The following is a 15,369-nucleotide window of genomic DNA, read 5'->3' on the forward strand; positions in this document are numbered from 1 at the left end:
CGGCGTGCAGGTACTCCAGCCGCTTATTGCCCGCGGCCGACTTCCTGCAGCATGCGCGCCATCATGTACAGCCGCGGCACGATGGTGTCGGCGTCGATGTATTCATCGCGCGCATGGTAGCCGGCGCCGGCCAGGCCGAAGCTTTCCAGCACCACCGCCTTGCCCGACCGGGAAGCGAAGCCGGCATCGGTGGCGCCACCGGTCATGTCGGTCAGGACCAGCTTGCGGTCCATTTCGGCATAAATGTCCTGCGCCTTCTTCGCCACCTCGCGCGCGGTAGCGCTGGCAACGAAGGGCGGCCGGCCGCGCTCGATGCTGACGGTGGTCTGGGTGTCCGGCACCAGCCGGTTCTGCACCTTGTCCTTCAGCGCCGCTTCCAGCTTCTCGAAGCCGTCCGGCACTGTCAGCCGCATGTCGCCGGTGGCCATCGCCGATTCCGGAATCTGATTGCGCACCTTGCCCGCCTGCGACATGGTCCAGTTGAGTTGGGTGCCCGGCACCGACTTTGCCACGTCGCGCGTCTGCACCAGTTGGTGCGACAGCTCGATCAGGGCATTGCGCCCCTCCTCCGGCGCCGCGCCCGCATGCGAGGAGCGGCCCTGCACCTGCAGCGTGACGGTGCCGGTGCCGGAAGCACCGAGCAGGATGCCTTCCTTGCCGACCTGCGTCGGCTCGGCCGACAACACATAGTCATGCTCCGCGCCCAGCGCGGCAATCAGTTCGCCCGAGCCGATGGAGCCGATCTCTTCGTCAGCATTGAACAGCACGGTGAGCTTGCCGTAGTCGCGCCAGCCGGCGTCCTTCAGGAGCTGCAGCGCATGCAGGATGACGGCGATGCCGCCCTTGTCGTCGGCGATGCCGGGGCCATAGATGCGACGGCCTTCCACCTTGTACGGCTGAGTCGCCAACGTGCCGGCCGGGTACACCGTATCCATGTGCGCCATTAGCATCAGGCGCTTGCTGCCGCTGCCGCTGAAGGTGCCGATGACGATGCTGCCCGGCCCAGTGCTGCCGCGCCGCCGCTCGGTGGCCGCGCCCAGCGCCTTTAACCTGGCTTCGGTATAGTCAGCCATTTTGGCCAGCCCGGCCGCGTCGCTGCTGCCGGATTCGATCATGACCATGTCCTTCAGGCTCCCGATCACTGCCGGCTCGGCCTGTCGGGCTGCCTGCAGTAGCGGCTGATTCGCTTCGGCAGCATGGACGCCGGCATGAACGGCAGCTGACAGGGCTATTGCCAGCAGGGCGGGAAGAATCTTGATGCGCACGTCGTCTCCTGAATTGTTTGAGGAGCCGTCATTCTAGCCAATGGCGTCGTTTGTCCACCTGGCCAGGACAAGGAATGCGGATGCGGCAGGCAAAAAAAACCCGCTCACGAGGAGCGGGTAAATCCATCCTTTGGGAGGGTGGAGGAGACAGGTGTAACTATACCGGCGAGGGAACCAAGCCGGAAATTTCTATTTCCAATATTCAATATCACTGCGGTGAATAATAGTAGGGCCGATCGCTAGCAGGGCGTTTCGGCCGGCTGCGGCGATACAGGCTAAGATGCCGCTTTTTTCTTTGCCACATCGATGAATGCCGCACCACTCATTTCCCGCATGGCCAGCCTGTGCCTTGCTGCCTGCCTGTCGCCCTGCATTGCGACGCCGGCCTGGTGCGCCGACGGCAACGATCTGGCCATCAAGTTCACGCCCTCCTGGTATCAGTCCGCCGACGGCAACTATGCCTGGGACCTGAACCTGCGCGCCAATAGCGGCTCGCATTCGCTGTGGGCGGGCCAGTACTTGGCTCGCGAAGGCCAGCGACAGCTCCGCTCCGGCTATGAATACACCCAGTATTTCCAGCACGGCCATGTGGTGTGGTCGGCCCAGGCGGCCAGCGGCGGCTTTGTCGGCGGCTCGGCCACACTGCAGCTTGGCGATCCGTTCTACCTGATCGCCGGACTGGGCCGTACCAATCTGCACAATTACTACAACCTCAATTTCGATCCAAATGATGCCGGCACGCTGGGCGCCGGCACCGGCATCCTGCCTCACACCGACCTGGCCCTTTACCAGATCCGCGACGACCGGCTGGGCACCGGGCAGCGCGTCACCCATCTCTATGCCCATCTGAACCTGACCGATACTGACCGGCTTTCACTGGACGGCACCTACAAGCGCGGCCTGGCGGACGATGGCATGCTGGTGCGTGGCCATGGGCTGACCATCACCTATACCCACCGGCATTACTTCGTCCGGATTGCCCATGATCCTTATGCAAACTTCGGCAGCGTGAGCCAGAATCGCTTTTCGCTCGGACTGACTTACTAGCCTGCGTTCGGCGGCGACAGTGCAATGCGCTGCGCCGGATGTTCAACGCCAATCCCAACCGGAAGGAAAACAGCAAATGGATCGATGGCTCATCTATGCATTCATCTCGATGGCCTTCGCCGGCTTCACGTCCGTGATCGCCAAGCTTGGGCTGTCGGGCATCTCCGGCGACCTGGGCCTGGCGGTGCGTACCTGCTTTGTCTTCGTGTTCGTGCTCTTGTTTGCCGGCGCCGTCGTGCCTGCCACTGAGCTGCAGTCGCTCAACGCCAGAAACGTATTCTGGCTTGCGGTGTCGGCGGTGACCACGGCCGGTTCCTGGATCTTCTATTACAAGGCAATCAAGCTGGGCGACGTCTCCACCGTGGCCCTGATCGACAAGGGCAGCGTGGTGATCGCGCTGCTGCTGTCGTTCTGGGTGCTGCATGAGACCGTCACGCTGGCCAAACTGCTGGGCGCGGGGCTCATCGTGGCGGGCCTGCTGGTGATTGCGCGCGGATGAGCCGGACTGCCCGGTGTGTCTGCTGAAGGGCAAACCACCCTTCGGCTATTCTTCCTTGCCAGGCAATTTTCGAGGGAGAGGAAAGCGGGTCTGCGGCAAATGCGTGATTGGCTCTGCAACCGGGTTTAGCCAAGCTGCCACTGCAGGTTTGGAAGAGTGCAATATTGGCAACGACGCCAGTGCCATTGCCTGACAGGTGCTGACCGATGCATCAGCGCAGGCGTGACGATCTCGCCTACCAAGCCTGGCAAATCCCGGGAGGCGAAGGAACTGATGTTGGTTGACTGTATGAAATCGCGGCTGACATGGCAATGATGCAAGCCTGGCCGTTTGTCGGTACGGGCAACCTTTCATGGTTTGAGAAATGGCAAACCCTACCATTCATCTTATTTGCACGTAGCATGCCCCGACCCTGTAAGCGAACACAACCATGGCGACAATGAACATATCCCTGCCCGACGATTTGAAAGACTTCATCGAGGCCCAGGTGGCAAATCATCATTACACCGGTAGCAGTGAATACTTGCGCGAGCTTATCCGCAGGGACCAGGCCAGGACGCAGTTGCGGGCCATATTGCTCGAAGGTGCTGCTTCACCGACAGGCAGCGACATCACGGACACTTATGCCAACCACCTGCAGGAACGTATCCGCGAACGTCTGGCCCGCCGCGCTTGAAGCCGGTCTTCCTGCGCATTGCCGCCCAGCGTTTTTTGAAGGCGAATTGGACCGCCTGGTAGACAAGGGCGAGGAAAGAACTGCTTCCGGCATGGTTGCCGCGCTAAGTAGGCTGAGCAAGTCCGTTGGCGCCTATCCTAGCAGCGGCACGTCCGCTACGCCAGGGTGCTTGACCTGCCTGGTCTGCGCCACCGAAAGCTGGGCCGCTATGCCGATCTGGTCTTCTATGTGGAGTGGGAAGATTACATTGAAGTGTGGCAGATCCTGCACGCCAGAATGAATGTCCTGAACCGTCTGCGCGACCCCGACTCACCTGGTGCGGCGGATGAAAACGGCGGTTAGAGCCTGCCAGGGGCCTCTGGGGAGTCCGGGGATTGGCGGACCGGTCATAAGCGAGGCTGGGCGGCAAAACAACAGCAGGGCCGCGATGCGGCGCTTCCAATGACGCGAATGACAGAGTTCTAGCTCCTCCTTGAAGCGCCAGGTCTTCAGGAGCTTGCCGTGCTTGAAGATAAGGAAGCCAGCAAAAAGTCGAAGGACCGTCGCGTGACTTTATCAAGCAAAAGCCGGCATGCGCCGGCTTTTGCTGTTCTAGGCCGGCCGCCCTGCAGGGCGCAGCCGGGTGCTGCTTCGAAGTCGATACTGCTTAGCCGCCGAAGTAGGTGTCGTTCACATCGCCGTAATGGCGGATGGACGCGGCACGGATAGCTTCGGCGCGCACGTCCTGGCGGCTGCGGCTGCTGGAAGCGTAGACCGTGTCCTGGCCGTCATGCTGGCGCTGGGCAATCGCGCCTTCCGAGGCGGCCTGGGCTAGGTCCTGGCGCACTTCGGCGCGGGTGGCGCGGGACTGGAAGCCGGCGTCCGGGGCAACGAATTCGGTCTGCTGGGCAAAGGCCGAACCGGCGGCGGCGAAGACGGCAACGGCGGTGATAAGGTTCTTGACGTTCATGGTGTTCTCCAAATGAAGGTTGAGGAAGCGGGCACGGCGGTCAAGGCATTCAGGAGTCAAGTCTGCCCGTCGGGTCCTGCTTCGGTGAACCGCACCGGCTGGTGCGTTCATCGATGGACACAGTGTACTTATCCCTCTGGTTGCAATAAACAGCGTTACCGACAATTCAGAATTCCATATTCGCGAATAATCTAGCAGTATCGGTCGGATTGGATTGCATTTTTATGCGTACTTATGCAAAAATGTGGCATGGAAAAATTGAGCTCATTCCCGCCCGCCACTCTCAGCCACGACGGCGCCTCCTATCTGATGGCGGACCTGCCGGTATTGTTTGGCGAGCGCTATGCCAGCCTGCCGGTCGTGCTGCGGATCCTGCTGGAGAACTTGGTGCGCCATACCGACGGCACTGAGCGGGAAAACGCCGTGCAGGCAATGTTCGCCTGGCTGGACACCGGCAGCAGCGAGGCCGAGATTGCCTTTCAGCCGTCGCGCCTGCTGATGCACGACACCACCAGCACGCCGGCCCTGGTCGATATCGCTGCCATGCGCGACGCGTTGGCCGAGGCCGGTGGCGACCCGTCCCGGCTCAATCCCGGCCTGCCGGTGGATATCTCGGTCGACCATTCGCTGGCGGTGGAATTCTTTGCGCAGCGTGATGCAGCCGAACGTAACCTGCAGCTGGAAATGCGCCGCAACGGCGAGCGCTACCGTTTCCTGAAATGGGCCTCGACGGTGATGCAGGGCGTGCGCATCCATCCGCCCGGCACCGGCATCATGCACACGATCAACCTGGAGCAGCTTGCCACCGTGGTCGCGGTGCAGCAGCGCGATGGCCGGCAATGGCTGGTGCCCGATACCCTGATCGGCACCGACAGCCATACGCCGATGATCAACGGCATTGGCGTGCTGGGCTGGGGCGTCGGCGGCCTGGAGGCGCAGACGGTGATGTTCGGCATGCCGACCATGCTGCGCATTCCTGATGTGATTGGCGTGCGTCTGAGCGGGCGGCTGCAGGCCGGCGTGCTTGCCACCGATCTCGCCCTGACGGTGACGCAGCGGCTGCGCGGGATTAACGTGTCCGGCGAATTCGTCGAATTCTTCGGGTCCGGCGTCGCTACGCTGGATGCCGGCGCCCGCAGCGTGGTGGCCAACATGACGCCGGAATACGGCGCCAGCACCGCTTACTTCCCGATCGACGGTCACACCCTGGACTACCTGCGCGCCACCGGCCGCGAAGCCGGCAGCGTGGCGCTCGTCGAGGCCTATGCCCGCCGCAACGGCCTCTGGTTCGACCCGGCTGCCGCGCCGCGTTATACCCGGGTGCTGGAGATTGACCTCGGTGCGGTCGGCATGCACGTGGCCGGCCCGCGCCGCCCGCAGGACCTGCTGGCCTATGCCGACACCGGCCGTGCGCTGGCCGCCAGCGGGGAAGCGCCCGCCGGCGGCCACGACCTGCCGGCCTATCCGGTGGCGATTGCAGCCATTACCAGCTGCACCAACACCTCCGACCCCGGCCTGCTGATCGCCGCCGGCCTGCTGGCGCGGCATGCGCGCGCCTTGGGCCTGCGCACGCCGGCATGGGTCAAGACCTCGCTCGGCCCCGGCTCGCCGGCCGCCGCTGACTATCTGGCGCGGGCCAGCGTGCTGGACGACTTGGCTGCGGTGGGCTTTGACATCGTCGGCTATGGCTGCACCACTTGCATCGGCAATTCCGGCCCGCTGACCGGGCCGGTGCAGCAAGCTCTGTCGCAGCGGCAGATCAGGCCGGTGGCCGTCCTGTCGGGCAACCGCAATTTCCCGGGCCGCATCCATCCCGATCTCGAACTGGGCTTTCTGATGTCGCCGCCGCTGGTGATTGCCTTCGCGCTGGCCGGCCGCGCCGATATCGACCTGAGCCGCGAACCGCTGCAGGTTACGCCCGACGGCAGGGCGGTGTATCTGCGCGACCTGTGGCCCAAGCCAGAGGAGATCGATCTGCATGTGCGCCGTGGGGTGGCACCGCAGGACTTCCGACGCGCCTTTGCCTACGCCAGCCTGAACCCGGTCTGGCATGGCCTGGAAGCGCCGCGCTCGCCGCAATTTGCCTGGGACGCCGGCTCCACCGCGCTGCGCCGTCCGCCGTTCGCGGCGGCCAGCGAGGGCAGCCAGCTCGGCCATTACCTCGCTTATCCGCTGCTGGTGCTGGGCGACGACGTGACCACCGACCATATCTCGCCGGCCAGCGCGATTCCGAAGGACAGCTTCATCGCCGACTTCCTGGTGGCGCGCGGCGACGACCGCGACGACCTCAATGTGTTCGCCTCGCGCCGCGGCAACTGGGAAGTGATGCTGCGCGCAGCCTTCTACAGCAGGAGCCTGCGCAACCTGCTATGTCCGGCCGCACCGGTCGGCCATACGCTGCATGTGCCCAGCGGCGCGGTCGCACCGATTTTCGAGGTGGCGCAGCGTTACCGCGATGCCGGCGACGCGGTGGTGCTGCTGGCCGGCGAGCGTTACGGCACCGGCTCTTCCCGCGACTGGGCGGCCAAGGGCCAGCGCCTGCTCGGCGTGCGCTCGGTGCTGGCGCTGAGCTTCGAGCGCATCCACCGTTCCAACCTGATCGGCATGGGCATCCTGCCGCTGCGGCTGCCGGCCGGCATGCATCCCGACGCGCTGCAGCTGCAACCCGGCGACCGGTTGGAAATCGATGCCCGGGCCGGTACGCTACAGCCGCGCTGCACGGTCCCGGTAAAACTGCACCGCGCCGACGGCAGCGTGCAGGCGTTCGGGGCGCAGGCCGCCATCGAGACCCGGCTGGAATGCGCGCTGCTGGAAAATGGCGGCGTGATCCCTACCATCCTGCGGCAGGCGATCGCCGCCGGGGCCAGGCCATGACGCCGGTGCAACTGACCAAGGTTTTCTGCGCATGAGCGCCGAAGCCGCCATCTCGCGCCAGATCGTCGAACTGGCCCGGCAGCATGCCTGGACGGTGGGCACCCATCTGCCGGCCCAGATGTTGGCCGACCGGCTGCGGGTATCGCGCCAGCCGGTCAATGCGTCGCTGGCCGCGCTGGCCGAGCAGGGCGTGCTGACGCGGGAGCGCAACCGCGGCTATTTCCTTGCCCGGTCCCTGACCGAGGAAGTGCTGGCCGAGGTGGTCGGCAAGCTCGGCCTGGATGAAGCGGATGTCGTCACCAGCAGCTACTTCCAGATTGCCGACGACCTGCTCAAGGGCGCGTTGCCGCAGGAATTTTCCGAGCAGATGATGCGCAAGCGCTACGGCCTGACCGCCGTCCAGCTCAATGCGGTGCTGGGCCGCATCGCCAGCGAAGGCTGGGCGGAACGCAAGCCCGGCTATGGCTGGACGTTTTCCTCGATGCTGACCACGCCCGACAGCCTGCTGCAGTCTTACCGGCTGCGGCAGGCCCTGGAACCGGCCGCGTTGCTGGAACCCGGCTACTGCCTGGACGCCGCGGTGCTGGCGCAATGCCGCGCCACCGAGCACCAGCTGCTCGACGGCGGCATCATGACGGCCAGCGCCGACGCACTGCACGACCGCGGCGTGCGCTTTCATGAAAGCCTGGTCGAAGCCTCCGGCAATGCCTTCTTCATCGATGCCATCCGGCGCGTCAACCGGGTGCGCCGGCTGCTCTCCTACCGCTCGATGCGCCAGCGCGACCGCTATACCGAGCATTGCCGCCAGCACTTGCATCTGCTGGACCTGCTGGAACAGCAGCGCAATGCCGAGGCGGCGGCCTTCCTGCGCGAGCACCTGGACCATACGATGCAGTCGCTGTCGCGCATCGAGAACATCCTTCAACCCTGAACTTTCGACCAAGAGGCCATTGTCTATGCACCTGACTCCCGCCATCCTCGCCGCCTTCACGCCCACCGGCAAGCTGCGCGCCTCAATCAACCTGGGCAATCCCATCCTCGCCAATACCGATGTCAGCGGCCAGCCCGGCGGCGTCTCGGTCGACCTGGCCAGGGAGCTGGCCACCACCCTGGGCGTGGAACTGGAGTTGGTGGTGTTCGACGCCGCCGGCAAGTCAGTGCAGGCGGTGGCCGCGGAAGAAGCCGACATCGGCTTCTTCGCCATCGACCCGCTGCGCGGTGCCGAGATCGCGTTCACCGCGCCCTATGTGCTGATCGAGGGCTATTACCTGGTAAAGGACGATTCCCCGCTGCGCACCAACGCGGAAGTCGACCGCGCCGGCCACCGGGTGGTGGTCGGCAAGGGCAGCGCCTATGACCTGTACCTGAGCCGCACCCTGGCCCATGCGCAGATCCTGCGCGCGCCTACTTCGCCGACCGTGGTCGAGACCTTCCTGCGCGAGGGCGCCGAAGTCGCCGCTGGCGTTAAACAGCAGTTGCAGGCCGATGCCGAAAAAGCCAGCGGCCTGCGGCTGCTGGACCAGTGCTTCATGGTGATCCGCCAAGCCATGGGCCTGCCCAAGAGCCGCGGCGCCGAGGCGGCGGAATTCCTGCGCGCCTTCGTCGAGCAGAGGAAGGCCAGCGGCTTCGTGGCGGCGTCGCTGCAGCGGCATGGTATACAGGGCGCGTCGGTGGCGCCGGCCGGTGCTGACGGAGAGATGTTGCAAAAATAAAACAGGGTGCCACTAGTGTTTTAGTGGATCACGTTCCTTTAACGGCTGGCAAGCCAGCCATACGCTATGCTGATTGCCTTCGTTTGTCCTAGATGCAGGGCAGCCCAGCAGGCAATGCTGTCGGTCCGCGCCCCGTGCCCGGACTGTTCATAACCAGAAATCCGCACCGCAAAAAACACGGTGCTTTCAAGAGGAGATGTTGCATGTATAAGGCCAATAACATGTTTGCCCGTGCCGGTCGCGCCGTGGCAATCGCCGCCGCGTTCGCCGCCGCCGCGCCGGTGATGGCGCAGGCGCCGATGGAACTGAAAATCATCGCGCCGGCCGCACCGGGCGGCGGCTGGGATGGCGCCTCGCGCTCGTTGCAGCAGGCCATGGTCGCGGCCGGCGCCGCCAAGAGCGTGCAGGTGGTCAATGTGCCCGGCGCCGGCGGCACCGTGGGCCTGGCACAGTTCGCCAACGGCGCCAAGGGCGACGGCAACCAGATGATGGTGATGGGCATCACCATGTTGGGCGCGGTGCTGACCAACAAGTCGCCGGTGAGCCTGGATAGCGTCTCCCCAATCGCACGCCTGACCGCCGACCCGCTGGTGGTGGTGGTGCCGGCGAATTCGCCGCACAAGAGCATCAAGGACCTGGCCGCGGCCATCAAGGCCGACACCTCCAAGGTGGTCTGGGCCGGCGGTTCGGCCGGCGGCGCCGACCATATCCTGGCCGGCCTGGTGGCCAAGGCCGCCGGCGGCGACGCCAGCAAGCTCAACTATGTGCCGTTCTCGGGCGGCGGCGAGGCGCTGGCCGAGATGCTGGGCGGACGTGTGGCCGCCGGCGTGTCCGGCTACGGCGAATTCGAAAGCATGATCAAGTCGGGCAAGCTGCGCGCGCTGGCCATTGCCTCCGGCAAGCGCATTCCCGGCGTGGAAGTGCCCACGCTCAAGGAGCAGGGCCTGGATGTGGAACTGGTCAACTGGCGCGGCATCGTAGCGGCGCCCGGCATCACGCCCGAGCAGCGCAATGCGCTGTCGGCCGCGGTCGAGAAGACCGCGAAGTCGCCCGAGTGGGCCAAGATCCTGAAGGCGCGCGGCTGGGACGATGCCTATCTGCCGGCTGACCAGTTCGCCACCTTCATGAAGGCCGACCAGGCCCGCGTGAAGGACATCCTAACCTCGATCGGCCTGGTGAAATGACCACCGGCAAGGATGGTTCAGTGCCCGCCGGACGGGCACCCCTGGTGGTCGGCGTGATCCTACTCGGCCTGGCCGGGCTGACCCTGTTCGATTCCTTTGGCGTGGCGTCCGGCATGGGGCCGAATGTCGGTCCGTCGGCGGCGATGAAGCTGATCGCACTGCTGCTGGCCGGCCTGGGCGTGGCGCATCTGGTGCAGGCGCTGCGCCTGGCCGGACTGCGTCAGGCGCAGGACCCGGAAGACAAGGTCAATCCGGGCTCGCTCGCGTGGGTGTTCGCCGGGCTGGTGCTGCAGATCGTCACGCTGTCGTTTGGCGCCGGTTTCATCATCTCGTCCGCCATCCTGTTCGCCTTCACCGCCTGCGGCTTCGGCCGCTCGCTCAGGTCGCTCGGGCCGGTCTATGGCCTGGTGCTGAGCACGGTGGTGTACCTGTTCTTCACCAAGGCGCTCGGGCTGTCGCTGCCGATGGGCCCGCTAGAGCGGCTGCTGGGATAAGGGAGATAACATGGAATCGCTTTCACTCCTGGCCGACGGCATCTGGATTGCGCTGCAGCCGGGCAACCTGCTCTTCGCCGGCATTGGCGTCTTGCTCGGCACCCTGGTCGGCATCCTGCCCGGCATCAGCCCGTCGCTGACGGTGGCGCTGCTGCTACCGGTGACCTTCAAGCTCGACCCGACCGGCTCGATCATCATGTTCGCCGGCATTTACTTTGGCGGCATGTATGGCAGCTCCACCACCGCCATCCTGATCAACACGCCGGGCGAGGCGGCCTCGATCGCTACTGCGATCGAAGGCTACAAGATGGCGCTGTCCGGTCGCGCCGGCCCGGCGCTGGCCACCGCGGCCATCGGCTCCTTCGTCGCCGGCACCATTGCCACTTTCCTGCTGGCGCTTCTGGCGCCCACCATCGTCGACCTGGCCGTGCAATTCGGCCCGTGGGACTATTTCGCGCTGATGGTGGTGGCATTTGTCACCGTGTCAGCCACCTTCGGCAGCTCGGTGCTGCGCGGCCTGACAAGCCTGGCGCTGGGCCTGTTCCTGGGCCTGATTGGTATCGACAAGCTGACCGGCCAGGCGCGCCTGGCCTTTGGCGTGCCGGCGCTGATGGACGGCATTTCGATCACCACGTTGGCAGTTGGTTTATTTGCGATGGGCGAGGCGTTGTATGTCGCTTCCCGCTTCAAGAACGTGACTGAGCGGGTGGAACCGGTCAGCGGTTCGCTGTGGATGACGAAGGCAGACTGGAATGCTTCCTGGAAAGCCTGGCTGCGCGGCACGGCGCTGGGCTTTCCGATCGGCGCGCTGCCCGCCGGCGGCGCCGAAGTGCCGACGCTCTTGTCCTATACCCTTGAGCGCAGGCTGACCAAAAACCCGGAGCAGTTCGGCCGCGGCGCCATCGAAGGCGTGGCCGGCCCGGAAGCGGCCAACAATGCGTCGGCCACCGGCACCCTGGTACCGCTGCTGGCGCTGGGCCTGCCGACATCGGCCACCGCTGCCATGATGCTGGCCGGCTTCCAGCAGTACGGCCTGGTGCCCGGACCGCTGCTCTTCACCACCAACCCCGAGATGGTCTGGGGCCTGATCGCCAGCTTCCTGGTGGGCAACCTGATGCTCTTGGTGCTGAACCTGCCGCTGGTAGGCCTGTGGGTCAAGCTGCTGGCCATTCCGCAGGCCTGGTTGTATGCCGGCATCCTGGTGTTTGCCGCGATGGGCACGCTTGCCGCCAATCCCTCGGTGGTGGAACTGACGATGCTGGTGGTGTTCGGCGTGGCCGGCTACCTGATGCGCTGCTGGGACTATCCGGTGGCGCCGATGATTGTTGGGCTGATCCTCGGGCCGATGGCAGAAAGCCAGTTCCGCCGGGCGCTGCAGGTCAGCCTGGGCGACTACCTGGTGTTCTTCAAGCACCCGGTGTCGGCCAGCCTGCTAGCCATTGCGGTGGTGGCCCTGCTGGCGCCGCTGCTGTTCAAGGGCCTGCGACGCTTCAGGGGCAGCGACGAGTAGCACCGCGCTGCCTTCACTGCGGCGGGCCCTGCCAGGGCCCGCCATTCACTGCGCGGCCGCCCTGGCCGCACGTGCCCGGCGCCGGTACAGCAGGCCGACGATGGCCGAAGCAATGCCGGATGCCGCACCCACGCCCAGCGCCCAGCGCGGTCCGAAGGTGTCGGCCACCCAGCCCACCGCCGGCGCGCCCAGCGGTGTGGCACCCATCAGGATCGCCAGCAAAATCGCCATCACCCGGCCACGCATGGCCGGCTCGGTCGACAGCTGCACCACGCTGTTGGTCGAGGTGGTGAAGGTCTGTGCAGAAATCCCCACTAGCACCAGCATCGCGCCGAAGGTCTGGTAGCTTGGCATCAGCGCGGCCAGCGCGCAGCCCAGGCCGAACAGCGCCGAGGAATTGACCAGCCGCGCAATATGCGGCTGGGCGCGCGACGCGGTAAACAGCGCGCCGGCCACTGATCCCACTGCCATCGCCGAACTGAGCACGCCGTAATGGCCGGCGCCGGCATGGTAGGCGCCGACCGCCATGGTCGAGATGAAGATTGGGAAATTTAGGCCGAAGGTCCCCAGCAGGAACAGCATGAACAGCACGGTCTTCAGGTCGGGCCGGTCCCACACATAGCGCAGGCCCGCCAGCAGCCCGCCTTCCGCGCGCGGCGCCCGGCCGCGCCGGTGCAGCTCGGCCACCCGCAGCATGGCCAGCGAACCCAGCACCGCGATATAGGACAGTGCATTGATCAGGAATACCCAGCCGGTGCCCACAGACGCGATCAGCAGGCCGGCCACCGCCGGGCCTATCATGCGGGCGGCGTTGAAGGAGGTGGAGTTGAGCGCGACTGCATTGGTCAGGTGCTGCTCGCCCACCAGCTCGGAGACGAAGGTCTGGCGCGCCGGCGCATCGAAGGCGCTGACGCAGCCGAGCAGGAAGGCGAACAGGTAGACCTGCCACAGCTGCGCCACGCCCGACAGCGTCAGCAGGCCCAGGCCAAGCGCCAGCAGGGCCATTGCGCACTGGGTAGCCAGCAATACCTTGCGGCGGTCGTAGCGGTCGGCCACATAGCCGGTCAGGGGCAACAGCAGCAGCGACGGCCCGAACTGCAGCGACATCACGATGCCCACCGCAGTGGCGCTGTTATCGGTCAGTTCAGTCAGCACCAGCCAGTCCTGGGCGGTGCGCTGCATCCAGGTGCCGACATTGGACACCAGCGCGCCGGCGGTCCATACCCGGTAGTTGTAGCCGGCCAGCGAGCGGAAGGTATTGATCATCCGGCCCGCCGTTGTGGCGCAAGCCGCGCGGGCCGCGGGCGTCGATGGAGAACGACAGGCAACATGCAATGGCTTTCAAGGCGTCCGGACGGTACAGAAGTCGTTCATTATCCGGATTTCGCCGGCCAGCCTGTTGACCGGAAACGGTCGTCTGGCCTGCCGCAGCGTGGCGGCCGGCCTTGATCGGACGCAGGATGCGTCGCGATGAGCATGCTCTAATCGCTGTTCGCTTGAAGTTGTTTTATCAGCAACGGAGTACTGCGGCATGCATATCCAGCATCAACATCCATCCCGACGGCGGCATCCCGGATTCCTGGTCCTGGCGCTGCTTCCGGTTTTCCTTGCGCTGTACGCCACCCAGCCGCTGGGACTGGCGATTTCGCCAGACTCGGTCGATTACCTGGCCGCTGCTCGCAATCTCGAGCTGGGACGCGGCTTCGTCGGCTACACCGGCGAGCGGATGACGTCCTGGCCGCCACTGTTTCCCGCCCTGCTGTCACTCTTCCAGCAGATGGGCTTTTCCACGCTTGGCGCCGCCCGCCTGCTCAATGCGCTGCTGTGGGGCGGCACCACGCTGCTGGCCGCGCTGTGGATCGCGTCGGTCACGCGCTCGACCGTGCTGGCGCTCCTCGCCGCGCTGTGGATCGCGCTGTCACCGATGCTGCTGTATTACGCCAGCATGCTCTGGTCGGAGCCGCTGTTCGTGGCGCTGGTGGTAGCCGCCTTGTATGCGCTGACACGCTGCCTGGCCGCGCCGACCTGGAGCCATGTGATCCTGGCCGCGGTGCTGGCCGGCGCGGCAACCCAGCAGCGCTATGCGGGCGGCATCGCCGTCATCGTCGGTACCTTCGGCCTGATGTTTCTGCGCCGGGATGTCGGTTTCCTGCGCCGCATTCCAGCCGCCTTCGTCTATGGCCTGATCGCCACCGTGCCGACCGCGATCTGGTTGGAGCGCAACCTGCGGATTTCCGGCACGCTGACCGGCGAGCGCCTGCCGTCCATCTTCGGCCCTCGCGAGATCATCGCGCAATCGCTGTCTGCGATCGGCGAGACGGTGCTGCCCAGCCGCCTGCAGGCATTGAACGAGGCGGCCGGTGGCGTGATCCTGCTGGCGGTGGTCGCGGCACCGCTGCTGGTCTGGCTGCGCCGCCGGACTGACCGGCCCCTGCTGGTTTCCTCCATCGTGCTGGCGCTGTTCGTGCTGGTCTATACCGTCTTCATCATGGTGGTGGCCGAGCGCTCCAATACCTGCTGCGTCGACCGTTTCCTGGGCGTGAACACACCGCTGCTGGTAATACAGGGCGCGTTTATTGCACATGCGCTGCTGGGTGCGCGGGCGCTTTACCTGAAGCGGGCGCTGGCTTTGGCCTTTCTGGCGGCGCTTTCCATCCCGGCTACCCGCACAGTGGTGGCTACGGTCAGGCATGCGACGACCTACCAGAGCTATCACATCGGCGAGATCCAGGCATTCAAGGACTATGCGTTGCCGCCGGACGCGCTGGTGTATTCGAACCGGCCGGAAGTGGCCTGGGTGGAGGCGAGGGTGGACTACGTGCAGTATTCACCGATGCTGGGTCGATATTCATCGACCGTGGTCTCCAGCACAATGCCGGCCTTTCACGCAGAGATTGCGCGCAATCCGGGCAGACCGGCGTTCCTGGTCTGGTTCAGGGAGAAGGGGCGGGATTATCTGCATACGCTGGAGGATATCCGCCGGGAGGTGCAGCTGGAGCCGCTTGGGGAGCGGGAGGGGGTGATGCTCTTCCGGATCGCCGGGCTGCGCGGCCAGGAGCGGACGGCGCAAGCAGCAGCGAGGTAGTTCGTAGCCTGGGTGATGCGCAGCGCAACCCGGGCCATCCATTGCTGAAGCCAGCCGCTGTACTAGCGGTGCGA

General features: G+C 65.3%; 14 protein-coding genes. 11 read left to right on the top strand and 3 right to left on the bottom strand.

Translation table 11 applies throughout. From position 1 onward, the window contains the following. Positions 1 to 23: 23 nt before the first annotated feature. A complete protein-coding gene (locus KTQ42_RS21360; RefSeq protein WP_349292183.1) occupies positions 24 to 1,259 on the bottom strand; it encodes a M20/M25/M40 family metallo-hydrolase in 1,236 nt (411 codons plus the stop codon). Positions 1,260 to 1,571: 312 nt separating this feature from the next. Between KTQ42_RS21360 and KTQ42_RS21365 the strand changes: the two genes are divergently transcribed. The 4 genes from KTQ42_RS21365 (at position 1,572) to KTQ42_RS21380 (ending at position 3,829) form a co-directional block, all read left to right on the top strand. Further along, positions 1,572 to 2,312: a hypothetical protein gene (locus KTQ42_RS21365; RefSeq protein ID WP_217347601.1), complete on the top strand. Its 741-nt coding sequence runs from the start codon at positions 1,572 to 1,574 to the stop codon at positions 2,310 to 2,312. A 76-nt stretch (positions 2,313 to 2,388) separates the two neighbouring features. After that, on the top strand, positions 2,389 to 2,811 hold the full coding sequence (locus KTQ42_RS21370) for an EamA family transporter (protein ID WP_217347602.1): 423 nt from the start codon (positions 2,389 to 2,391) through the stop codon (positions 2,809 to 2,811). 439 nt (positions 2,812 to 3,250) lie between these two features. Further along, positions 3,251 to 3,487: a type II toxin-antitoxin system ParD family antitoxin gene (locus KTQ42_RS21375; protein WP_217347603.1), complete on the top strand. Its 237-nt coding sequence runs from the start codon at positions 3,251 to 3,253 to the stop codon at positions 3,485 to 3,487. A 165-nt stretch (positions 3,488 to 3,652) separates the two neighbouring features. Further along, entirely contained in the window at positions 3,653 to 3,829 is a 177-nt protein-coding gene (locus tag KTQ42_RS21380) for a hypothetical protein (protein ID WP_217347604.1), read from the top strand. A gap of 304 nt (positions 3,830 to 4,133) precedes the next feature. On the opposite strand, the gene KTQ42_RS21385 is transcribed toward KTQ42_RS21380, so the two are convergent. After that, a complete protein-coding gene (locus KTQ42_RS21385) occupies positions 4,134 to 4,436 on the bottom strand; it encodes a DUF4148 domain-containing protein (protein ID WP_217347605.1) in 303 nt (100 codons plus the stop codon). A gap of 249 nt (positions 4,437 to 4,685) precedes the next feature. Here KTQ42_RS21385 and acnA point away from each other — a divergent pair, with 249 nt between their 5' ends. From acnA to KTQ42_RS21415, 6 genes are all read left to right on the top strand, one after another. Then, positions 4,686 to 7,310 carry an aconitate hydratase AcnA gene (gene acnA, locus KTQ42_RS21390; RefSeq protein ID WP_217347606.1) on the top strand — a complete coding sequence of 875 codons (2,625 nt, stop codon included), beginning with the start codon at positions 4,686 to 4,688 and terminating at the stop codon, positions 7,308 to 7,310. Between the two features lie 31 nt (positions 7,311 to 7,341). Further along, entirely contained in the window at positions 7,342 to 8,241 is a 900-nt protein-coding gene (locus KTQ42_RS21395) for a GntR family transcriptional regulator (RefSeq protein ID WP_217347607.1), read from the top strand. Positions 8,242 to 8,266: 25 nt separating this feature from the next. Further along, positions 8,267 to 9,022 (top strand): ABC transporter substrate-binding protein, encoded by a 756-nt coding sequence (locus KTQ42_RS21400; protein ID WP_217347608.1) that lies wholly within the window; start codon positions 8,267 to 8,269, stop codon positions 9,020 to 9,022. 203 nt (positions 9,023 to 9,225) lie between these two features. Beyond that, complete coding sequence (locus KTQ42_RS21405; protein ID WP_217347609.1) at positions 9,226 to 10,206, top strand: tripartite tricarboxylate transporter substrate binding protein; 981 nt, start codon at positions 9,226 to 9,228, stop codon at positions 10,204 to 10,206. Then, positions 10,203 to 10,700: a tripartite tricarboxylate transporter TctB family protein gene (locus KTQ42_RS21410; protein WP_217347610.1), complete on the top strand. Its 498-nt coding sequence runs from the start codon at positions 10,203 to 10,205 to the stop codon at positions 10,698 to 10,700. The genes KTQ42_RS21405 and KTQ42_RS21410 overlap by 4 nt, the downstream gene beginning before the upstream one ends. Positions 10,701 to 10,710: 10 nt before the next feature. Next, positions 10,711 to 12,210 (top strand): tripartite tricarboxylate transporter permease, encoded by a 1,500-nt coding sequence (locus KTQ42_RS21415; protein ID WP_217347611.1) that lies wholly within the window; start codon positions 10,711 to 10,713, stop codon positions 12,208 to 12,210. 45 nt (positions 12,211 to 12,255) lie between these two features. Here KTQ42_RS21415 and KTQ42_RS21420 read toward each other — a convergent pair whose 3' ends face one another. Next, positions 12,256 to 13,476 (bottom strand): MFS transporter, encoded by a 1,221-nt coding sequence (locus KTQ42_RS21420; protein ID WP_217347612.1) that lies wholly within the window; start codon positions 13,474 to 13,476, stop codon positions 12,256 to 12,258. Positions 13,477 to 13,741: 265 nt separating this feature from the next. On the opposite strand from KTQ42_RS21420, the gene KTQ42_RS21425 reads away from it, so the two are divergent. Further along, a complete protein-coding gene (locus KTQ42_RS21425) occupies positions 13,742 to 15,295 on the top strand; it encodes a glycosyltransferase family 39 protein (RefSeq protein ID WP_217347613.1) in 1,554 nt (517 codons plus the stop codon). Positions 15,296 to 15,369 lie beyond the last annotated feature (74 nt).

Origin of the sequence: Noviherbaspirillum sp. L7-7A (assembly GCF_019052805.1) — a bacterium.
Lineage (GTDB): Bacteria > Pseudomonadota > Gammaproteobacteria > Burkholderiales > Burkholderiaceae_D > Noviherbaspirillum_A.